Source organism: Mycobacterium sp. URHB0021 (assembly GCF_054057895.1).
In genome coordinates this window covers 18,806-41,153 of record NZ_JBSRZT010000001.1, presented here as the reverse complement: position 1 = coordinate 41,153, position 22,348 = coordinate 18,806, and the positions used below count along the sequence as shown (strand labels likewise).

General features: G+C 66.8%; 13 protein-coding genes. 4 read left to right on the top strand and 9 right to left on the bottom strand.

What is annotated here, in order from left to right; all coding sequences use genetic code 11:
* The first annotated feature begins 141 nt into the window (after positions 1-141).
* On the top strand, positions 142-5,922 hold the full coding sequence (mobF, locus tag ACVWWN_RS00145; protein WP_457142100.1) for a MobF family relaxase: 5,781 nt from the start codon (positions 142-144) through the stop codon (positions 5,920-5,922).
* A gap of 159 nt (positions 5,923-6,081) precedes the next feature.
* Here the strand turns inward: mobF and ACVWWN_RS00140 are convergent, their stop codons facing one another.
* Positions 6,082-6,678 carry an RES family NAD+ phosphorylase gene (locus ACVWWN_RS00140; RefSeq protein ID WP_457142099.1) on the bottom strand — a complete coding sequence of 199 codons (597 nt, stop codon included), beginning with the start codon at positions 6,676-6,678 and terminating at the stop codon, positions 6,082-6,084.
* Between the two features lie 3 nt (positions 6,679-6,681).
* Positions 6,682-6,996 (bottom strand): helix-turn-helix domain-containing protein, encoded by a 315-nt coding sequence (locus tag ACVWWN_RS00135; protein ID WP_457142098.1) that lies wholly within the window; start codon positions 6,994-6,996, stop codon positions 6,682-6,684.
* A gap of 201 nt (positions 6,997-7,197) precedes the next feature.
* Here ACVWWN_RS00135 and ACVWWN_RS00130 point away from each other — a divergent pair, with 201 nt between their 5' ends.
* Positions 7,198-8,415, top strand: a complete 1,218-nt coding sequence (locus ACVWWN_RS00130) for a hypothetical protein (RefSeq protein WP_457142097.1) — start codon at positions 7,198-7,200, stop codon at positions 8,413-8,415.
* Positions 8,416-9,423: 1,008 nt separating this feature from the next.
* On the opposite strand, the gene ACVWWN_RS00125 is transcribed toward ACVWWN_RS00130, so the two are convergent.
* The 7 genes from ACVWWN_RS00125 to ACVWWN_RS00095 all read right to left on the bottom strand — a co-directional run bounded on the left by ACVWWN_RS00125 (position 9,424) and on the right by ACVWWN_RS00095 (position 19,836).
* Positions 9,424-15,495: an AAA family ATPase gene (locus tag ACVWWN_RS00125; RefSeq protein ID WP_457142380.1), complete on the bottom strand. Its 6,072-nt coding sequence runs from the start codon at positions 15,493-15,495 to the stop codon at positions 9,424-9,426.
* Positions 15,496-15,569: 74 nt separating this feature from the next.
* The gene (locus ACVWWN_RS00120; protein ID WP_457142096.1) at positions 15,570-16,166 is read right to left on the bottom strand and encodes a hypothetical protein; all 597 of its coding nucleotides are present in this window, start codon (positions 16,164-16,166) and stop codon (positions 15,570-15,572) included.
* A gap of 210 nt (positions 16,167-16,376) precedes the next feature.
* Entirely contained in the window at positions 16,377-16,559 is a 183-nt protein-coding gene (locus ACVWWN_RS00115) for a hypothetical protein (protein ID WP_457142095.1), read from the bottom strand.
* On the bottom strand, positions 16,556-17,317 hold the full coding sequence (locus ACVWWN_RS00110) for a hypothetical protein (RefSeq protein WP_457142094.1): 762 nt from the start codon (positions 17,315-17,317) through the stop codon (positions 16,556-16,558). Before ACVWWN_RS00110 ends, ACVWWN_RS00115 begins: the two co-directional genes overlap by 4 nt.
* A complete protein-coding gene (locus ACVWWN_RS00105; RefSeq protein WP_457142093.1) occupies positions 17,314-18,747 on the bottom strand; it encodes a type IV secretory system conjugative DNA transfer family protein in 1,434 nt (477 codons plus the stop codon). Before ACVWWN_RS00105 ends, ACVWWN_RS00110 begins: the two co-directional genes overlap by 4 nt.
* A complete protein-coding gene (locus ACVWWN_RS00100) occupies positions 18,744-19,226 on the bottom strand; it encodes a hypothetical protein (RefSeq protein ID WP_457142092.1) in 483 nt (160 codons plus the stop codon). Before ACVWWN_RS00100 ends, ACVWWN_RS00105 begins: the two co-directional genes overlap by 4 nt.
* 175 nt (positions 19,227-19,401) lie before the next feature.
* Positions 19,402-19,836: a helix-turn-helix domain-containing protein gene (locus tag ACVWWN_RS00095; protein ID WP_457142091.1), complete on the bottom strand. Its 435-nt coding sequence runs from the start codon at positions 19,834-19,836 to the stop codon at positions 19,402-19,404.
* Positions 19,837-20,052: 216 nt separating this feature from the next.
* On the opposite strand from ACVWWN_RS00095, the gene ACVWWN_RS00090 reads away from it, so the two are divergent.
* Together ACVWWN_RS00090 and ACVWWN_RS00085 are read left to right on the top strand one after the other, a co-directional pair.
* The gene (locus ACVWWN_RS00090) at positions 20,053-21,339 is read left to right on the top strand and encodes a hypothetical protein (protein ID WP_457142090.1); all 1,287 of its coding nucleotides are present in this window, start codon (positions 20,053-20,055) and stop codon (positions 21,337-21,339) included.
* 17 nt (positions 21,340-21,356) lie between these two features.
* Positions 21,357-22,340 carry a conjugal transfer protein gene (locus ACVWWN_RS00085; RefSeq protein WP_457142089.1) on the top strand — a complete coding sequence of 328 codons (984 nt, stop codon included), beginning with the start codon at positions 21,357-21,359 and terminating at the stop codon, positions 22,338-22,340.
* The last annotated feature ends 8 nt before the right edge of the window (positions 22,341-22,348 follow it).

Here is a 22,348-nt window from a genome sequence, read left to right as displayed (position 1 = left end):
CCGACCTCCGGTCGCCCTCTTGAGCCCATCACACCTAGTGCATTCAGGTCACGAAACGGTAACGGCGGCGCGATCGGAATCCTTGGGGCAGTGCTGTAGGAGCGGGGCGCTCATAGCGTTTTGCGTGGTGATCGCGCAGTGATGGGCTTGCACAAACTGACCGCCGGAGACGGGTACACCTACCTGCTCCGGCAGGTGGCCGTCGCCGATGGCACCGACCTGGGCCGGGCCAGCCTCACCGACTACTACTCGTCCAAGGGCGAGACCCCCGGTCGCTGGATCGGCAGCGGCCTGAGCGCTCTCGGTCGACCGGTCAGCCGCGACCCCGACAACCCCCTCGTCGAGCAGCTCTGGGGGGTGCCCGAAGGTTCCGAGGTCACCGAAGAACAGATGAAGGCACTGTTCGGGGAAGGACTGCACCCCAACGCCACCAAGATCACCGAACACCTCACCGGGATCGGTGTGTGGGTCGACGGCGCGCACGCGGCCGCCAAGCTCGGCCGCCCGTTCCGGTTGGGCGCCAACGAGAACGAATTCACCCGCCGTCTGCGCGGCGCCTACAGCCAGTACAACGACACCCTCGGCCGCGCCACGAACGCCCCCCTAGACCCGGAAGTTCGCGCCGAGATCCGCACCACCGTTGCCGCGGACATGTTCGCCGAACGCTACGGCCGACGCCCCGCCGACGACCGTGAACTGACCGGCTTCATCGCCCGCCTGTCCCGCCTGGACACCACCGCGGTCGCGGGTTATGACTTGACGTTCACCCCCGTCAAATCAGTGTCGGCACTGTGGGCGTTGGCGCCGCTGGACATCGCCAAGACCATCGAGGACTGCCACCAGCAGGCCGTCACCGACACCCTGGCCTTCCTCGAATCCCAAGCCTGCTTCTCGCGCATGGGCACCAACGGTGTCGCCCAAGTCGACGCCACCGGGTTCATCGCCGCCGCGTTCGATCACCGAGACTCCCGCGCTGGAGACCCGAACCTGCACACCCACGTCGCGGTGAGCAACAAAGTGTGCGCGATCGGCCCCGACGGCATCCCCCGCTGGCTGGCCCTGGACGGCCAACCGCTCTACAAAGCCAAGGTCTCGGCATCGGAGTTGTACAACACCCTGTGCGAGGCCAATCTCATCGCCGCACTGGGCGTCAGGTTCGCCAACGACACCCCCGCACCGGGCAAGCGCCCGGTCCGCGAAATCGTCGGCATGTCACCCGAACTGCTCGACATGTGGTCCTCACGCCGGGCCGCGATCGAGCACCGTGTCGGCCAGCTCGCCAAGGACTTTCAAAGCGTGCAGGGCCGCGAGCCGACCGCAGTCGAGATGCTCGCGCTGTCACAGCAGGCGACCCTGGAAACACGCCAGGCCAAGCACGAACCCCGGTCGTTGGCAGAGCAGCGCCACGTGTGGCGGACCGAGGCCGTCGGTGCCTTGGGAAGCCGCCGCGACCTCGACGCGATGGTCGCCGCTATCACCGCCAGGACCCCCTCGCGCGAGCGCGTCACCGTCACCGACGAGTGGATCGCCGAGCAGGCCGCAAAGGTCATCACCACCGTCTCCGCGTCGCGGTCCACATGGCAGATCAACCACGTCCGCGCCGAGGTGTCGCGGGTGCTGCGCTACACCGACTGCCACGACACGCCACAGCTGGCGGAGCGCATCATCGACTCCGCGTTGGGCCAGCACAGCATCGCGTTGACGAGCACTGCCGACACGGAACTCGAAGAGCCCCAGGTGTTGCGCCGACGCGACGGCGCCAGCGTCTACACCCGCCACGACACCGCCGTCTACACCAGCGCCGACATCCTCGCCGCGGAGCGTCGAATCCTCTCCGCCGCAGGGCTTTCCGGCGGACATGTCGTCGATGACGACAGCATTGGCTTGGCCCTGCTGGAAGCCCACGCCCAGCACGGCGTGGAGCTCAACGACGGGCAACAAACACTGCTGCGCGACATGGCCACCTCAGGCGCGCGCGTACAGCTCGCGCTCGCCCCCGCCGGCACTGGCAAGACCACCGCCATGGCCCCGTTGGCCGCCGCGTGGGCCAACAGCGGAGGCAACGTCATCGGCCTCGCTCCCACTGCCGCGGCCGCCGAAGTGCTCGCCGCCGATCTGGGCGCACCGACGGACACCATCGACAAACTGGTGCAGCTTTCCGGGCGCGGCGGCGGCCTCCCACCGGCCGCGGACGATCCCGCTGGAGCATGGTTCGACCGCATCGGGCCGGATACGTTGATCGTGGTCGACGAGGCCGGCATGGCCTCCACGGCGGGCCTGGATGCGGTCATCGCGCACGCCTTGGCCCACGGCGCCAGCGTGCGCCTGATCGGTGATGACAAGCAGCTCGCCTCGGTGGCCGCCGGGGGTGTGTTGCGTGACATCGTGGCCGAGCACGGGGCCCTCACCTTGTCGGATGTGGTGCGGTTCAGCGACCCCGTCATCGGTGCCGCCGAAGGCGCGGCCAGCCTGGCCCTGCGCGACGGTGACCCCACCGGTATCGCGTTCTATCTCGACCACGGCCGCGTCCATGTCGGTGCCGAACACGTCGCCGCCGACATGGCGTACCAGGCATGGTCGGATGCCATTGGCGCCGGCCGCGACGCGCTGCTGATCGCCCCCACCAACGAGCTGGTGGCCGAACTCAACGAACGCGCCCGACTGGATCGGTTGCACCGCGCCCCGCACCCGGACAACACCCGCACCGTCATCCTCTCGGATGGGTTGACCGCCAGTGTCGGGGACTGGATCCTGACCCGAAGCAACGCCCGCTGGCTGCGCATCCCCGGCGGCGGCTGGGTCAAAAACGGGCATCGCTGGGTCATCAATGACATCGACGAACGCGGCACCATCACGGTGTCCCGGCTGACCGGATCCGACACCGAATCGGTGGTACGCCTGCCCGCACGCTACGTCGAAACGAACACCACCCTGGGGTATGCGCGCACCATCAACGGCGCCCAAGGATCGACCGTCCGCCACGAATGCCACGTCGTCGGATCCGACACCTTGACCCGTGAACAGCTCTACGTCGCCCTCACCCGCGGCAAGGCCGAAAACCACATCTACTTCTCCACCAGCGAAGCCGACCCGCACGCCATCCTGACCCCCAAGGCCACCCACCCGCCGACGGCGGTGGACATCCTGTCGGGCATCCTGCGCCGCGACGGCGCGCAAGTGTCCGCCCACAGCGCCCAACGCGCCGACCGCGATCCCTTCACCCGGTTGGCGCGCGCCGCCGACATGTACACCGACGCCCTGTCCAGTGCCGCCGAACAGCTCGCCGGCACCGACACCATGGCCCGCATCGACGCCGCCGCGGCGGCGTTGCGCGCCGACCTCACCATCGCCGAAGCGTGGCCGGTGCTGCGGCGCAACCTCGCCCTGCTCGCCCTCGACGGCCACGACCCCCAGCAGGCCCTGGCCCACGCCGCGCAGCGTCCTCTCGGCAACGCCAACGACCCCGCCGCCGTGCTGGACTGGCGCCTTCCCACCCCCGAGAACACCGCCCTGGACATCGTCGGGCCGCTGCGTTGGCTGCCCTCGATCCCCACCGCGCTGCACGACGACTCCGCATGGGCGCGTTACCTGGGTGCCCGCGCCGCACTGGTCGAAGAGCTCGCCGAACAGATCCGCGAACACGCCCGGTCCTGGACCCCGGCCACGGCCCCGGTCTGGGCCCGACCGCTGGCAGGGCAGCGCCGCAACTTGCTCGCCGAGATCGCGGTGTTCCGTGCCGCCCACGACGTCGACCCGGCCGATACCCGCATCACCGGACCCCAGCAGCACGCCAACCGTGCCGCCAACTTCCAGGCCCTGCTGCACCAGCGCCTGGACGCCGCGCTCGTCAGCGGCGGCCGCGGCGCGCAACGCTGGCGCACGCTGGCCGAGGGCATCGATTCGCACATCACCGCCGACCCGTTCTGGCCGCGCTTGGCCACCCACCTCGACCAAGCCGCCAGGGCTGGAGCCGACGTCACCGCCCTGGTCGAAGACGCCATGGCACGCCACGGCGCGCTGCCCGACGAACTGCCCGCAGCAGCCCTGTGGTGGCGGCTGGCCGGCACGCTGGCCCCGGCCACCCTGGACGCCTCCAACGCGCACCTGCGCCCGGCCTGGACCACCGGATTGCACCGCATCCTGGGCAGTACCGCGGCGGAAACCATCACCGCCGACCCGGCCTGGCCCGCCCTGGTGGCCGCGGTCAACGCCTCGGATTGGCCGCCGGCAGACCTGCTCTCCGCCGCCGCCGAATACCTCCTCGATGCGCTCGACGACGACGCGATCCGCCTCGACGAATACGCCCGCGTGCTGACCTACCGCGTCGAACTGCTCACCCACTACGCCGCCGACATCGACCGCGACATCCCGCACCCCGCCGAAGGACTCGGCCAATCCCTGCACGAAGCTCCGCACCACCCCGTCGGACTCGGGGACCACGCCGAACCCGGCGACGACGACCACTTCGGTTACGTCCCCGAATTTGAAGACAGCCTCGGTGATCTGGACTTCTACTCGCTGCTCACCGAGCGCCCGTCCAACACTCCCGACCTGGACATCGACATCACCGAACTGCGGGCGCGGTGCGACGCCGCCAAAATTCGCGCCCGCACCCTGGCCGAGGCGGTGCTCTCCGCCCGCGGCGGGCCCGCCGAGCAGGCCGCTGGCGCCGAGCTGGTCGCGCTGCACCGCCGCCATGTGGAGCAGCGCCCGTACCAGCACGAGCTGGCCCACGCCCACGCCGACTGGATCAGCGCCGAGAACGCCTACGAGGCCCAGCAGTACCGGATGAGCCAGTTGGAGCAACTCATGGCCCGCGCCGTACACGAAGGAGACCGGGCCCTGGCCCAGGCCTACCGCGAGCGCCGCGGGGACCTCACCGCCGACGCCGCCGACCTCGCCGCGGCGGTCGTGCGGACCCGCACCGAACGCCACGCCGCGCGCGAACAGCTCTACACCGTCGCCGGCGGACCCCAGCGGGTGGTGACCGCCGACGACATCGAAGCGCGCCGCACGATCGCGGTGCACGCCGACATCGCCGCACTCAACGCCGCCCGCGAGCACGCGCGCGCGTTGGACAACCAGCTCAGCCGCGCCGAGGCCCGCACCGCCCGCACCTTCGCCGACCATCCCGCCCGCGAAACCGAACAGGCCCGACTGGCTTCTGTCACCACCGAACGCGATCTGATGGTGTTGCGTGCTGAGGTGGATTTCGTGGAGGCGGCCGGGGCGATCAGCCCGGCCACGGTGTACCCGCCCCCGCCGCAGGGCTGGCAGGACCTCGACGAGCCGGCCCGCGCCGCGGTGTCGACGATCACCGCGAGCATGCAGGCCGTCCAGGTGCTCACCGTGGCCCCCGACGCCGACAAGCACGCCACCCTGACCGCGATCACCGACGCGGTGCACGGTAAGGGCAAGCACGTCCTGGCGATGCCGGCCACCGACACCGCGACCGCATTCGCCGACACCCACCGCTACGCCGAACGACTCACCGACCCGGCCACCACCCGCCGCCGCCTCGACAACGGCGAATGGACCATCCCACCAGGCAACCTGCTCGTCATCGATGACGCCGATCACCTCGACGCTAATCAGTTGCGCTACTTCACCGAACACGCCGCCCGTAGCAACACCAAACTGCTGCTGGTGCACACCCCGACCGAAGGACGAGACCCCGCGCACAGCCTCGTCGACGCCCTGGCCGACAACCTGCCCTGGGCCCAACACGTCGGCACCCCCACCCGGCGTGACACCGCCCTCGACCGCGCCGCCACCCATCTCGCCGAACGCGAGCCGGTCACCGCCGAGGACCGCGACGCCGCCGAACTACTCGCCCGCCGCGACACCATGCAGAGCACCTACCAAACCCGACGCCACCCCAACCGCACCCCACGTACCCGCGACCACGGCATCGACCTCTGACAACGAGCACCTGGACTTTGACCGCTAATCCGGGAGTCGTCTGATCGCGAATTAGGAGTCGCGGGGCGTGGTTCGAGGGATCGTGCCCAAAGCCTTGATGGGCAAGCTTCGGCCATGCCGTTCGCCGACGGGGGGCTACCGCCGATCGTTATCTCGCTATTACTTGACCACTCGTAATGTACTGCGCTGCTTAGTCTTTCGCGGATCAGGCGGTAGTTGAACCCACATCTCCATTGCCGTTCGGACGGGTTGTTCTTCGGTCGGCAACAGGTCGGTGAACAGCACAAGAGTTTGGCCCAGCTTGGTCGCGGCGGGGGTAACGATGCCGTGGAAGCCGAGTTGGTGAGCCGCTGCGGAGACATTCTGGCAGGCCGCGTAAGCGGCCCTGTCCGATGTCTCGGATTCCAATTGAGCGGGTGTGATTCCGGCTAGTGCGCGGTTCGTCGATGATCTGAGGTCGAGAATTTCCTTGACCGACACCTCGCATGTGATCAAGGCGCGCGGTCGAATCGGCGGCAGGGGTACGTCGTCGTCTGCAATCAATGGATCGATCAAATGTCGATACGCCTCCACGGTAACTGAGTCGGTCGGTCTGCCCAGATAGAGAACCGGGAAGCCTCCCTCTGCTCCCCATCGTCCGTTTGCCGATCGTCCCATGAGCGCAGTGTCGGCGAACCGCGCCGCAACATGACGTTGCCAGGTGCCATCCACCTCTGCTGGGGTGGCTTGAGACAGGCGCGCAGGAAGAGAGTCCATCGCCTACATTCCACCTGCCACCCATTTGGCTTCGTCGATGACCTTCTCTATCTGACCCTCGACGATGAGGTCCATGGGTCGACGCATGTCGAGGTTGCGGTTGCGAGCATGCAGCCAAATATCGATACCTTCGTCGGTATAGGAGTCGCCAAGTAGCTCCACCACCGTGCGGACGTCCAGGAGCCGTTTGACCGCCTCGCCGCGTGGTGTGTTCTGGCCGCTGGCCCAGTTCTGAACCGCGCGGGGTCCGGAACCTACTGCTTTGGCAAGCTCTGCTTGTGTAAAGCCGGCCTTGGTCACCTCTTCGACGACGCGCATGTAAGTGACTGACGCAGGTTCTGCGGGTTCGTGAACCTGTCCAGCGGCGGCGTCCCGCTTCTTCCTCATGGGCGTTGGAGTGTCTCTCATGTGTCCGCTCTCAGTGTCACATGCTTATTATGCTGCAATTTTGTTGCTTTTCAAGTTGCGTATTTAGTTGCGTGTTGGCGTGCTATCCTTTAAGTGGAGGGAGTGACGGACATGGCGGAACTATTGGTCAGGGCGTCCACGATGGATGCTGCCCTGCTCAGACGCATTTATGGACTCGACGGGGGTCGCGAAGCCTCCGCCCGGCCAACCAGGATCGTGGTCGACGCGCATGTCCCCGCCTCGAGCCGTGGGGATGGCGTTCTCACAGCCGCGCGCCGAGCCGGCGTGCCCTTCCTGATAGATCCCCAGACCTTCTACCTCCAAGGCGTACAACACGCAGATGACCCATGGGCGCTGCTGCCCTTTGGCCGTTCAGCCAAGCTTGCTCCCAGCGACGTCGACGTCTTCGCTCAAGAAGAACTGGTCGCCGAGGTCGTTGAATACCAGGTTTCACACGGTGCCACCGCGATCATTCCGCCCTATGTCCACCTCGACCGACTCGACGACGGGTGGATCGATGTGCAAGCGGGACTGTGGTATCGCACTCGCCGATACCTGGACCGAAAGAACATCGCCCTGTCCACGACCGCGCTGCTCGCCCTCGGGTGGCGTGCACTGCATCCCGTCCATGGACCCGCCGCACTGGCCCCCGTCTTGGGAGCCCTCTCTGCATTGGCGCCCAGCGAGGTCGCACTCGCAGCATCGAAGACCGATCAAGGCGTACGGACACACGACCGCGTGATGGACGTGGTTTTGATGGTTGAGCGACTACGCCGTGACTACCCCGTAATCGCCTGGCAGCAAGGGCATCTCGGCGAGGTTTGCGTCGCAGCAGGTGCGGCTGGCTACGAATGTGGCATCGGATGGCGTGAGAGCTGTGATCTGGGTACTAGGGCCAACGCTCATCGAAAGCCTCAATCGTCGGGGCCGAGATCTGCCCGCCCGGTGTACATCCCACAGCTGTTCCGCAGCATCCCCAAGCGCTCCTTGGAGACGATCCGCGAACACCGCGACCTGTGGATGCGAATCATCTGCGTCGACGCCGAATGCTGCCCTCCAGGGGGTGCGGCACTACTAGGTGATGCTCGAGCGCACGCGATCGTTCAGCGGGCCAGGAACCTCGATGAGGTCGCTCGTATCGAGCGCCCCGTCTGGCGCTGGCAACATCTGGCGGGTGTTGTCGACGATGGGCTCGATCTCGCCGAGCGGATCAATCGTCGCGCACAGAGCACACCTGCGATGTCGCATGTGGACACCCGTGCCCTCATGGCAATCAGCGCCGTCAGCCATACCCGCCGGGTCGACGTCCGCTCCCGCCGAGTTGCATAAGACCGGGCTGTCCCAAAAACCTTCGTTATCGGAACAAGGATCAGCCTCGACAGTGCCGGCTGCGTGAGGTTTTGAAGCTGTGGCGTAGTCGGCGACGTGGTGATCTTCGAGTTTGGTTCGCATTCGCACTAGGACAACAACCGTCGCCGCGATGGGAGCGACGCACTCGTCGGCTGGGTCGTCGATCACTGTCGCCGGATGCAGCTCGCACACCCCAGTCTCCCAGTTGCTCTACCTAGCAGCTATTTTGACAGCGTGCGGGGGCGGCCCAACTCCACTTGCACACACCATCACGACGACCGTCACGGCCCCGGCACAGACGAGCACGGTGACGGCTGCCCCGGCTGTTGTGCCACCCCCACCACCTCCGCCTGGCCCAGCGCGATCGTTCGGTGATGGGACGTTCGTCGGCGGGACCGACGTGGCTGTTGGCAGCTATTTGACGACTGGGCCACGATCCTCGGTCACAGCGTGCAACTACACGTTACGTTCCTTCCACGTAAGGACGCCTCCCTCACCGAGGCCACGGGAGGCGACACTTCGTTCGGCCCGAGTTATATGACCCTGTCAGAGGGGCAGGTCGTGAAGGTGATCAACTGTGATTGGAAGCTCGACGGGTGACGAGCTGCTGTCGATCCCCGTCGGCTCAAGATCTCCGCGGCCAACGGATCAAAGCCGGGACCCAAAGCTGGAGAGCCTGCTCCAGACCGTCGGACTTTAATCCGTAAATCCATACACATACACATACACAACGCGTACAGCCGATTAACAGCATTCGGGTCGTTCACCACGCCGCCGGCAGTCCGAAAGACCTTCTCTTCTAGACGGTCGGGACCGCTGGGCCTGGCGGGTTTAGGTAGCGCTCGGCACACGCCGATATCTAACCCGCGTGACGGGACCATAAGTGACTCCCAAATCCACAGTCGACGACTTCGCCGCGGCATCACGGACTCCTAATTCGCGATCAGACGACTCCCGGATTAGCGGTCAAAGTCCAGGTGCTCGTTGTCAGAGGTCGATGCCGTGGTCGCGGGTACGTGGGGTGCGGTTGGGGTGGCGTCGGGTTTGGTAGGTGCTCTGCATGGTGTCGCGGCGGGCGAGTAGTTCGGCGGCGTCGCGGTCCTCGGCGGTGACCGGCTCGCGTTCGGCGAGATGGGTGGCGGCGCGGTCGAGGGCGGTGTCACGCCGGGTGGGGGTGCCGACGTGTTGGGCCCAGGGCAGGTTGTCGGCCAGGGCGTCGACGAGGCTGTGCGCGGGGTCTCGTCCTTCGGTCGGGGTGTGCACCAGCAGCAGTTTGGTGTTGCTACGGGCGGCGTGTTCGGTGAAGTAGCGCAACTGATTAGCGTCGAGGTGATCGGCGTCATCGATGACGAGCAGGTTGCCTGGTGGGATGGTCCATTCGCCGTTGTCGAGGCGGCGGCGGGTGGTGGCCGGGTCGGTGAGTCGTTCGGCGTAGCGGTGGGTGTCGGCGAATGCGGTCGCGGTGTCGGTGGCTGGCATCGCCAGGACGTGCTTGCCCTTACCGTGCACCGCGTCGGTGATCGCGGTCAGGGTGGCGTGCTTGTCGGCGTCGGGGGCCACGGTGAGCACCTGGACGGCCTGCATGCTCGCGGTGATCGTCGACACCGCGGCGCGGGCCGGGTCGTCGAGGTCCTGCCAGCCCTGCGGCGGGGGCGGGTACACCGTGGCCGGGCTGATCGCCCCGGCCGCCTCCACGAAATCCACCTCAGCACGCAACACCATAAGATCCTCCTTGCTGGTTGACGACCGTGGTTCTGGCAGTTCGGCATCGGCCAGCACCGCGCGAAGGTCGCTTTCGCGCAGAGCCTCCCGCAGCTCGCGTGCAGTGCGAAAACCTGACTGCTCTACCACATAGGGCGTCGGATTGTGGAGCAGTGACCACCCTGGCTCGCGTCCCCGCTGAGCCATTCGTGCCTGAGCCGCTTCGGCTTTGGCCATCGCTTCCCGGCTCTCGGCAGCCAGCCGCAGTTCCAGCGTCAGGGTCGCCAGCTCGGCTTGCCGGTCGGTGAGTTCACCAGTGAACTCAAACGGGCCCGGCGGGTGATCGAGCAGGTCGGCTAGCTCCGCGCGGTCCTGATCTAGCTCGCTGATCATCGTGGCCTGCAGACGCGGCAAGTCCAGGTACAAATTCTCCACCCGGGTCAACAACCCGCGCGTCTTGGCTCCGGAGCCGTCGGCACCGAGGGTCAGCAGATCGTCCTTCTTCACCTCCACTATGCGCGAGGGCGTCGCCAACCTCAGCAGCAGGGAGTCATGGGTCAGATCGCGCGCCGCCAGCAGATCCACCCCGTCCACCGTCACCCCGACATGGCTGTACTGCGAAGCCCCCCGGTCACGGCCGTCGAGGAACGCCCGGCGGCAGGCCCCGGCCAACCGCTCCGCGGTGACCGCCTTGTCCCCGGCGGCCACGCCGCCGACGACGATCGCCGGCGGCGTCTTGCCGGACACATGCGTCGCCGCCCGACCAGCCACCGGCGCCAACTCGGCGAGCTGAGTTTCCTTGTGTGGGATGGTCCGCTCATGGGCGGCGACGCGCCAATCGCGGCGGCGCATCGATTCCTGGTGCGCACGCTCCAGGGCCAGGAGTCGTCGGACCTGTTCGTCGAGCTCGACCTGCCTCAGATATCGGGGGTCGCCGGTGGCCAACGCCTTCGTCTCGGCCGCGGCGGCACCGATGTCGCCGCCGGAGAGGTCCTCGATTTCGGTGTCGGCGACCTCGTTGCGGCGCACCTGTTCGATGAACAACGACTTGGCTTGCACCTTCTGCCACATCACCGTGTCGTAGGTGCCCTCGGTGACGTAGGTGCGTATCTCGACTCCGTCGAGATTCTGGTTGCCCTGGCGCAAAATGCGGCCCTCGCGCTGCTCCAGATCGGCTGGGCGCCAAGGAACATCGACGTGATCGAGGGCTGCCAAGCGGACCTGAATATTCCACCCCGTACCCATCTTCTCGGTGCTTCCGATGAGCACCGCCACCTCGCCGTTGATGCACTGCTCACGTAGCAGGCCCACCTCATGGGGCTTGCGCGCCTCGTGGACGAACCGGATCTTCTCCGCCGGCATACCGCGCGCGACCAGCTCGTCTTTGATCGCGGCATAGATGGTGAACTGCTCCAGGTCTTTCGACGGCGTCCCCCGGTCGCAGAACGCCACCTGCAGACTCCCCCGCAGCGGCATCAGCTCACCGGTCTGCGGGTGCCGGTATTCCCGGTCCTGGGTAGCCCGGTAGGTCCGCATCATGGCGTCGGCGACCGCAGCCGCCCTACTGGCGGTGGGCGCGTCCAGATGGGCCAGCCGCGGATCCAGCGAAGCGTTACGGCCGTCATTGGCAATCTTGAGGATGTTGTCGCGGTGCGGCGCTTTGGTATCGAGATGATCGGCGCGATAGCCGAGATCGGCGATGAAGTCGACGACCTCGATGTCGGGTTGGAGCACGATGGCCTGGCGTTGCCCGCCGATCAGCGGTGGCAGCTCGACCGGAACTTGATCGCGGGTCACGACGTCGGAGTAGACCGACGACAATGCCAACAGCTCGGGCAGGTTGGTGAACTTTCCGACCCGGGTGACCGGACGCAGCTTCGTGCCGGTCGCGTTGACCTCCACAGTCGTATGCGTGGCGGTGAACGCCGCCCCCCAGTCGCCAAGGTCTGCCACGCCGGCGGCCTCCAGCAAGTCAGGGCGCAAGTACGTTTGCATCACCCACAATTCGCCTAGCGAGTTCGCGATCGGGGTTCCGGTCGCGAAGGTGGCCACCCGTTCGACGACGCGGTGCGCCGGAATGCCGGCTGCCTTGGCCTCCTCCCGCCGGCGGTCGCGCAACACGCGCAGCTTCAGTGCCAGGTCCTCGGCCCGCTCAGAGGAGTTGGTACAGTTCAACTCGGTGATGTTGCAGACCCTTTGCAAATTCTTGTAATAGTGCGCCTCGTCCACGAAAAGGTAATCGGCACCGCTGTTTTCGAAATTCAGACCGGTGTCTTTGGTGTCCTGAGCGGTCAGTCGCTCCAGGCGTTCCTTGGTGGATTTCAGTGAGCGCTCGATGGCCTTCTTCGACCGGTCACTTCCGGCCTGCTCCAGCTGGATACGCAGGGTGTCGAGTTGCTCGTCGATGTAGTCGGCGCGGATTCGATCCGAGACGCCGATTGCGGTGAAGGCGGATTCCGGGATGATCACCATGTCCCAGTCGCTGGCCGCCGACTGGGCGATCAGCCGCCGCCGTCCCTCCGCGGTGGTCGCCGCCGAGCCCAGAAGAACGTTGGCCGCCGGGTACCACTGCTTGGCCTCACGCCCAATCTGGTCGATGATCGAATTCGGCACCACGATCCACGGCTGGCGCACAAGACCCAGGCGCTTGAGTTCCATCGCGCTCATGAAGATGGTGCCAGATTTCCCAGCGCCCACAACGTGATCCAGGAGAACTGTGGGCTCTGCGATGATCCGCGCTACAGCATTGCGCTGATAGAAGTGCGGCACGAACCGGTCGGACAAGCCGGGCATCGAGAGTCGCGACCCGTCATAGCGCGGCGCCCGCAGCGAGTTGAAGCGGCGGTTGTATTCCCCCACCAGGGGTTCGCGGCGAGCCTCTTCGGCGAAGACCCACCGGCTGAATTCCTCGCTGATCTTGGTGGCCTTCGCCTGCGCAGCGAAGGTGGCCTCCACGTCGAGGACACCCTTATCGTCGTTGATGACGACGCTGCGCGAGTTGCACAGCGCCTCAAACAGACTCACGGCGTCAGAGCCCTTGCGGGGCATTCCCCACGTCTCGGTCATCAGTCGACCGAAGCGGTGATGAGAAGGCACGTCGACCACCCATCGCCCGGCGATGTGCTCCACGGTCACCGACGTCAGCTGGAACGTCTCCTTCGCGAACTGCGCGACGACCTCAGCGGGGATCCAGGGCGCGCCCGGGCGGACCCGGATCTCCTCGGCCGTGCGGTCGACGGGCATGACCTCGCGCAAAGCCGCCACGTAGCCCTGATAGACCGGGTTGGCGTGTGCCGCGGCGCTCGCCGCGGCCAACTTCTGTCGGACATTGCCCGACAGCGCCGTGGTGGCCGGCACCAGCTCGTCGGGGTCGTCGAGGTCGGGATAGACCAGACCCTGCAGCAGATGACGCGCCGTGGCGCTGTCGACGTCGAGCAAGCCGGCAATCAGGTCCAGGTCGACGCGCCGGGTCCGGTCCAGGCTCACCGCCAACGCCTCTTCCGGCCCTGCAGCGCTGAGCACTTCGGTGCGCTTGGACACCAGATCCGTGGAGAAGATCTCGGCCTTGCGGGCCTGTCCGGTGGCCTCGTCGAAGATCTCCAGCGAGGACACCACCGCCCAGCCGGGGTCGTGGCGCATCCCGCCGTCGAGATGGCGGCGCTTCTTGTACGGCGCGGGAGCGCGCCAGGCCTCGGTGTCCCACTTGTCGAGCAGCTCGGCCGGAACCGACCCGTTGTAGGGCAGTCCGGGCTCGCCTTCCTTCGCACGCCACTTCGCCTCTGCCGCAGCGACCTTCTGATCGTGACGCCCCTGAGTGACGTCCTTGGGGCGAACCCAACTGAAACGGTTGATCGGGCCGTGGCGGCGCACGTAGGAGTCGTAGCGATGGTTCAGGTGTGCGCGCAGCTGATCGCGTTCAGCGGCGGGGCGCCCGTCGCGCTGGGACACGATGAGACTGTTGGCGGCATCGCGCAGCGCGATCAGCTCCCGCGTCTCGGCGATCAGCGTCTTCGCCGTGTCATGGGTCTCCCATGCGTGGCCCGACCAGTATTCGATGCGGCGGCTTTCGGCGCTGTAGCGCAGCGTGAACAGTCCGGTCTGCTCGCCAAGGTCTGCGGCGGTAAGCAAGCCGGGATCGAAGCTCCGCAGTGACACCACGGTCAAGTCCGCGGCCGTGGCGGTCAGGCCCGCGCCGCGTGAGAGCGCCGTGTCGACCATCTCGCCGAGGCGGGCGGACACCTGGGCGGCGAGCGCGAGGCCGGTGCTGCCCGCCACGGCGAGGTTTGGGCTGCCGTGCAGGCCGTGACCCACCTCCATCGTGCCCAGGACGTGGTGAGGGTGTTCGTGTAAGTACGCGTTGATGGCGATCGGGGTCGCCGCGGCGCCGGCGGTGTCCGCGTCGAGGAAGATGGGCGCGGTGTCTAGCCAGATCGGGCGCTCGGCGCGCAGGTCGACCGGTTCGGTGCGCCGGCGCAACACCAGCAGGTCGGTCACCACCTCGGTGCCGGCCACGCGGCTGAACGCGCGCGACGGCAGCCGCAGGGCGCCAATCAGCTCACCGCGCTCGGCGATGGCGCGCCGTGCCGCATCGGAGGCAGAATCCATCGTGTAGCGGCTGGTGAGGACCGCGACGTAGCCCCCCGGTGCGGTCAACGCGAGCGACTTGTTGATGAAGTGGTTGTGAATGCTATGTCGGGCCGCGTTGTGCGCGGGGTCGTGGACCACGAACCGGCCGAACGGCACATTGCCAACGGTGGCGGCGAAGCTGTTTTCCGGCACGCGCGTGGTCTCGAAGCCTTCATTGCGGATCTGCGCCGACGGGTAGAGCGCCGCGGTGATCGCGGCCGTGATCGGATCGTTCTCGACGCCGACCATGACCGCCCCTGCTGGCGCATGCCCGATGAAGTGTCCACTTCCGCAGCCCGGCTCAAGAACCCGCCCTCCGGTGAAACCGGCGCGACCCAACGCTTCCCAGATCGCCGCCACCACAGCAGGGTCGGTGTAGTGGGCGTTGAGGATCGACGCCTCGGCCTGCCGGTACTGGTCGCGGGTTAGCAGCTCGCGTAGGCGTTCACGTTCGGGTGCGTAGCCCTCGTTGCGGACGTCGAAGACCTCCGGGACGGCACCCCAGCCTGACCATGCCGCCAGCACGCGCTGCTCGGCACGTGTGGCGGGTCGTTCGGCCGCCCGAAGGCGCTGCACCAGCTCCAGAGCGGCAAGATTGGCCCTCGCGCGCGACTTGGACCCCGAGGGCACCAGGACCTCGGTGCTGGCCGGGAAATCCGCCGCACTGCCCAGGTCCGTCTCCACGTCGCTGGCGGCCGGCGCGGTGAGGGCCGTTGGGACCGGGGCGGGCAAGTCCGCGCCGCCGGGATCGATCGTGCGGGGATTGGTGGGCTGGTCGGGCTCATCGAACAACGAGCCCTGGGCCTCTAGCGGGCGGGCAGCCCGTCGTCGCGCAAATCCTGCAACACCATCTGTGCCAGTTCGGCCGTCAGCGGGTCGTGAGCCTGCCGGGGCAGCGGCAGCTGGTCCTCGGCGCGCGCGGCCAGCAGGTAGCCCGCCTTGATCCGGAACACCGCCGAGAACTCCGGGGCCGGCCACAGACTGGCCACCAGGTCTTCCAGTTCCTCGTTCGGCTCGGTGCGGTACCGCGTGTGTGTCCAGCGCTGCGTCCACGGCGGCGTCTCGGTGGGACTCGGCGGGTCGCGGTCCTCGTCCGGCGACTCCGGCTCCGGCGGGATCAACTCGTAGAGCTGCTGGGACAACACGATTTCCTTCGCCGATGCCGTCGCGGTGTTGAGCAGTCCGACCTTCGTGAGGTAATCCGGATGGTCGCCGTGCTCGGCCATCCACTCCTGCACGGTCTGTTCCCCCAGCTCCGCCGCCAACTCCGCGACCTGGCGGCTCAGCGTGGCCGCCGTCTTGTCCAGGAAGGACTGCCGTTGCGCCGTCGTCCACTCCGCTGGCAGTGTCAAATGCTGGCGGTAGACCTCGGCCACGATCTGGGCGATCTCTGGACTGGTCACCGCCACCCTCCTCGTCGAAGAGGCTGAACAAATCCGGCTGCTCAGCGTCTTTACGTCCGCGGGCCATATTGTCCTCATCGTGTCGTCCGGGCAGCGCAGGGGGCCGTCGATGTCCAGGGGTGGTGCGCGTTCTCACGCTGCAGGTGCGGGAAAAGGCGTTGTGCTGCAGCAGGTGCTGCGGATGGCATGCCGATCTTCATCACGGGTGCCTCACTGGCTCGGCGGTGCGTTGAACCCGACCACGCCACTGTCGGGAGTGGGACCAGCCGGGAACGGGGACAAGACGTAGCCGGTCATGGCGAGCACGCCGCCCATGACCTGACCCACCATCCAGATCGTGACGCCCAGGGCCACGATCAGCCCGGTGAGCCACGGGCCCCGCCGCTGCTTCACCGTGCCGCCGTGATCGGTGCTACGGCGTGCGCCCCAGCGCAGGACGACCACGGGAGCAGCGCCAGCACCAGCATCCAGCCCACGTCGCCGAACCGGCGGCCGTCGAGTCTGGCGACCGACCGCAGGCACTCGTGGAGCTGTTGATCATGGCGCACGTGTTGCGCCGCGCGCACCCATTGCGCCCGGTGGGCCAGCCCGCGCAGAATCCAGTCGATCCGTCCGCTGACATCGTGGCGGCTCGCGGTGTAGCGCCACCCGGCCAGCGGTGCTACGGCCAACGATCTCCACCGTTGCCAAACACCGGTGTCCCACTTCTCGAGGATGACCTCTGCAAGGCAGTGTGCTTGTGCCACAGAGTCGATCCGGGCGATATGGTCCGCGATCGTCGTCGGCGTCGGCGCGGGGGATGATGCGGACACGGGAGCGGGGGCAGTGCGGGCCATGATGTGTGACCTCGCCGTTTCGGGCGGGAAATCTGAAGACCGCAGCTCCCAGAGCGGACGGGTCCCGGCGGCATTGGTGCTGCGGCACACCAACCCTTTGTGCTCCAACGCCACCAAGGACGCGTAGACCTGTTCGATGACGACGTGCTGTTCGGCATCGGGGTGGTTGAGTGCGTAGCGCACCGCGGCCGTCGATGATGCGTCGTTGCAGGCGAGAACCTCCAGGACGCGAGCCTGCAGCGCCGCCCTTTCAGCAGGACGCTGGGCCTCGGGCGACACCGATGGCCATGACTGTGCCCTTGGTGCCGCGGTCATCGCGGTCCCCTGCTTGCCTCGGCAGCCTGATGGCGGCGTTCAGTAACTCGCCCCCACAACGAGATTCGATTAGCCGGGTCGGGGGAAAAGCCATTCTTGCGTTGTCGGTGCTGAGCAAGCCGTCGGACCTGATCGTCGAGCAGCGCCGTGAAGGCCCCCCAGTCCTCCAGCTCCGTTTCGATTCCGGGTGTGCCGCGCAGGATTAACCTGGCCCGGTTCCTGTTGGTGGGAAGCAGACGTCGGTAGTCCAGCGTGCTGTCGGTGTTGGAGGACAACGTCTTCGATCCGCTGGCCTGATCGAACGATTCCTGCCTGCGCGTGGAGAGCAGGCTCCACTCTTCGGCGCGTCGCAGGATCTCCATCTCCGGGGCTCCGAACAGGATCAGCACGGCCGGAAAGATGTCGCGCAGCTCGTTGGCGTACGCACTGCCGTACACGGTGTCGAACTGGCTGGACGCCTGCACCGCCAGGAGAAGATTCACCCCGAGACCGCGGCCCTCACCTACATGGCGGCGGAGCGCGGGCATCGGCGCGACGTTGGCGGCCTCGTCGATCACGATGAGCAGCCGGTGCGTCATCTCCTTGCGCGCCGTCTTGGCCCGCCACAACTTCACCAGATTCTCCAGCAGGGTGACCGCGGCGCCGGCGATCGCACCCTCAGGCGAGGACAGTACGTAGAGCGTGGCGCTCGGATCATCGAGAAAGTCGGCGGTGAACGCCTCGGGTTGATTCCCGCGCAGGGACAGTCGCATCCAGGGCATCACGGCCTTGCGCATCGTCAACGCGATGCTGTCGCGCTGTTTGGGATCCATGTCGAGGGTTCGGCGCAGCGCGTTGTAGAACAGCGGATACTTCTGTACCGCCATCGCCGCCATCTGCCAGCCCGGCTCGGTGGGTAGCTTGTCCTCATCCCACTCCATGTTGTCGACGGCCAGCAGTACCCAGTCCATCCCTTCGCCGTTGCGGGAAGCGGCGAACAGCATCGCGGCCAAGGGGCCTTCGGTGTTGGATTCCCAAATTCCGGCGTCAGAGACCGAGTCCACGCCTGACCCCATGCCGACGGCCGACATCTGCATCATCGTGTTGGCTGCCGTCACGGCCTGATCCGGAGTGGTGATCATCTTCGTGGGATCGAACGACATGGCCGTGATCCCGGGATAGGTCGCGTCATAGTCAGGGCGCAGGTCGATGAGTGCCTGGGGACCAAAACGGCGTTGTGCCACAAGCTGAAACAAGTCGTCTTTCGAGCTCACGACGACCACTGGGCCGGTCCACAACACCGCCGCCGGCGCCAGAACGCTTCGCGTCTTGCCGGCCCCGGTCGGTGCCGAAACCAGGACCATCGGCCCGGATTCGGCGACCGTGCGGGCGTTGGTGTCCTTGTCACGGACGAAGCCGCAGAACGGTGTGGGCGGGGGCTTGTAGGTCATCGGTCCTCCCGTGTGATGCGCTCGCGCGTGAAGGGGGTGCGCTCGCCGACCGGCGGCGCGGGATGGGTGTTGAAGATCTCCGGCATCGCAAAGCCGTCGACCTCGAAGCCAAAGTCGACGCTCTCGACCGCAGGCGGTGGCCGCATCGGCCACCAGTCTCGGGCACCATCTACGGCCAACCAGCCTTCGAGGATGCCGTAGATGCCGGCCGCCAGTGCCGCAGCCGGCAGCTGGCCCAACAGCCACGGGACGAGCACGGTCTGGTTCAGCGTGGCGTCCGGGTCATAGAGCAAGACCAGCGGAAGCCCGGTGATGACAGAAGCCCACATGAAGGCCGCGACCGGGTACGAGCGCAGCGCATCCGGGATTAGCTGGATGACGATGTTGTAGGCCGCGCGCCCGGCAATCCAGCCCAGGGGTGCCAGGACCGCGGCGACTACAACGATCACGGCATCCAGCCCGGCGTACGGCGTTTTCACGGGGCGCATTAAAAGGGGATGAATAATGTCGTCGTCGGCAGCGTCGACTCGCGCTCCGCTCAATTCTTGCGCGCGGTCGCGAATTTGTCGGGCCAAACTTTCGGCCCGCCGTTTTTGAAATATGAAGGTGTGTTGATGTCGGGCGATCCACTTACGGCGAATTTCGTCGAACCGGTCAGCTGGCGCTGACATCGCGCATCTCCCTGGCCGCGTGCTCAGTTCCAGAGTAGAAGCGCTCCAGGCCTTGAGCGACGCCCAAAAGAAACTCACGCAGCTCTTTGGCGGTCCGGCCGACACCCGAGGATTCCCCGCGCGCCAACTCTTGGTCGATTCGGGCCGCGACGGTCGCGACCTCCTGTGTTATCGAGATCGCGGGCGCGCCGCCCGCCATGATCTGGTGCGCCGAGCCGGCTTTCCAGCCCAACGCCAACTCGAGTCGGGCCAACGTGCGCTCCGTTGGCTGCCGACCCCCGGCGATGGCTTTGTACACCGTTGACGGCGATGGGCCGCCTTGGGTGGCCAAATCCTCCCGCGTCCAGCGCAGTTGCGCCAGACGCTGCTCCAGGAAATACAGAAGACGACCTGTCCCGTCCCTCGGTATCGCGCTCACAAAACAGACGCTAACAATCACCGAAACCTTTTAGCTATGGACGTAGAAAGCGAGTATTGGCCGCCTTTACGCTCATCTCGAGTACATCGAAGGAGCTTTCATGACTATCGCGACCTCAGGCCGGCACAGCGGACGCGTCCTCCATAGGAGGACGCCGCCACGCCACTCCCATTCGGCTATCCGTTGCATTTGCTACATACCCGTGGAGGTGACGCGGTGACGAGCACCGGATCCGGCCGCTACGGCAGCACGGAGCGCTTTCTGGCCAACATCGACGAAGAAGAGGTCGCCCCGATCGCCGGTGAGGAGGAGGACTTCCGATCCCTCGACCTGGACGACGGGCCCGCCGCTGATCCGTGGTACGCGGAGGGGACCGGCGACGGGTCTGCTGCATGGAGCGATACCGGGGCGCCCGACGTTGAGGCGCCCCATATGGGTCAGGAGGTCGAGGCGCCGGTCTTCGGCACGCAACCGATCAGAACCGACGATCCTGACGCGGGGTACGACCCCGACGCCGGGTTCGACCGCAAGTCCGGCGATGGCGACGAGGCCGGCATGGACTACGGCGACGACTACGCTGTCGACCTCGACGGCGGCCGCCATGATGACGGCCCTGCACTACCCGTCGACCCCGACGGTGGCGTAGACGACGAACCGAACCGCGACGCTGAAATGGGCGCGCCACCACCGCGATTCAGCAAGCCCCTCGTCATCGGCTTCGCCGGCGCGGTCGCCGTAGTCACGATCGGAGTGGCTGCGGCCATGGTCGGCATGCAGTCCAGCCCCGCGGTGGCCACCTCGCCGACTGAACCGTCGGCCACGGTCGCGGTCGCGCCACCGCCCGCTCCCGCTGCGCTGCCGGTCAACGACCCCACCCAGGACGTGCCGATCCCCTTCCAGGCGTCCTCGCCCTGCCCCCAGGCCGGGTCCGCCTCGGCGCAGGACGTCGCCAGTGACGACCCCACACGGGCGTGGGTGTGCATGCGCGACTCCGACGGACAGGTCCTAACCATGGACCTCGGCAAACCGATGAAGGTCACCGCCATCTCGATCACGCCTGGATGGGTCGGCACCGACGCCAGCGGCGCCGACCAATGGATGGCTCACCGTGTCGTCACGCGCGTCCAGTGGATCCTGATCAACGGCGCTGACCGCACGGTTGTCACCCAGGACACCAAGAATGCCCACGGCCCGGTCGTGCAACCCATGCCGTCCAACGGCCCCGACCAGGGCGTCCTGGCTTCGCAGATCCAGATGATCGTGCTGCAGACCTCACGCCCGCCGGCTGACAGCCCGGCCCCCACAGCGGGGCTCACAACGGATCCTTCGCCTGGCGGTGGCCTACTCGACGGTGTCCTCGGTGCCCCCGTGGCCGGCCCGGAGCCCAGCACCGCGCCCAGCCAAGACCCCACCTTCGGGACAACCGACACCAGCAACTCCGATCCCGTCGACAACACCGTGGCGGTGTCCTCCATCAAGATCCTCGGCCACCCCCCACTGTGAGAAAGGCCTTACTCATCATGTCCACGCCACCAAGCATGCTGACCAACACCTGGCGCAGGCGCCTCGACACCGGCGGCTCCACGATCCGAAAGACTCTGGCCGCCATCGCGTTTGCCGCGTGCACCATCGTCGCTCTGAGCACCATATGGGGCTGGATCACCGACGAACCCCTCGACGTCGACGCCCCCGCCCGCGCTGCGGTCAACCGCACGGACTACGTCGGCGGCTACGCCATGAACTGCGTGCGGCTCCTGCTCACCGTCACCGAGGCGCAACGGTCGGCGCTCAACACCTGCTGGGCACCGGATGAACTGCGGTCACTGCCGACGACACCGCCGGTGGTGGTCGATTCCACCGTCATCGCCAAGATCGCACTCACCGCGACCTACAGCGACGTCGAACAGTGGCAAGTTGTCGTGCGGGTCAACCAGCGCGCCTACGACAGCGCCACACCGGAAACCACGCTGCGCCAAGTGAATGTCTTGTTCAGCAAGTACGGCCTGCGCACGTCCGGGCTGCTGGCCACCGTCAACGAGGGCGGCGGCGGCGCCACCCTTCCCCTTAACTACTCGGCCTCGCTACCCGTCGGCGCACCCGACGACAAGGGCCGCAACCGTGCCACCGGAAATCCCGTCTCCGACACCGTGGCCGGCTTCCTCAACAGCTACCTGACTCCGGTGGGTGGACTGGAACGCTACGTCGCCGCCGGATCAGGCATGAGCGCCGTCAGCACCTGCCAACGCGTCCTGATGACCGGATTGATCGCCACCCGCATGGTCGACACCGGCCAGCAGGCACCCCCGGACGGCAGCACCGTCGAGGTGCTGGCCACCGTCACCGAACTCACCAATCGGTATGCACCACAAACCGAGCAGTACCCGCTGACCCTGACCCTTCAGTCCGGAAGTTGGAGCGTCACCCGCATTGATCCAGGGCCCCTGCTCAACGGGACCGCACAGCTCACCCCCGTGGCACCCAGCCTCGGGCAACCCGCCCGATAACCCACCAC

Bases quoted from the DNA above. Each gene is read 5' to 3' on its own strand.
- mobF (WP_457142100.1), top strand. From the start codon at position 142: ATGGGCTTGCACAAACTGACCGCCGGAGACGGGTACACCTACCTGCTC.
- ACVWWN_RS00140 (WP_457142099.1), bottom strand. From the start codon at position 6,678: ATGGACTCTCTTCCTGCGCGCCTGTCTCAAGCCACCCCAGCAGAGGTG.
- ACVWWN_RS00135 (WP_457142098.1), bottom strand. From the start codon at position 6,996: ATGCGCGTCGTCGAAGAGGTGACCAAGGCCGGCTTTACACAAGCAGAG.
- ACVWWN_RS00130 (WP_457142097.1), top strand. From the start codon at position 7,198: ATGGCGGAACTATTGGTCAGGGCGTCCACGATGGATGCTGCCCTGCTC.
- ACVWWN_RS00110 (WP_457142094.1), bottom strand. From the start codon at position 17,317: ATGACCGCGGCACCAAGGGCACAGTCATGGCCATCGGTGTCGCCCGAG.
- ACVWWN_RS00105 (WP_457142093.1), bottom strand. From the start codon at position 18,747: ATGACCTACAAGCCCCCGCCCACACCGTTCTGCGGCTTCGTCCGTGAC.
- ACVWWN_RS00085 (WP_457142089.1), top strand. From the start codon at position 21,357: ATGTCCACGCCACCAAGCATGCTGACCAACACCTGGCGCAGGCGCCTC.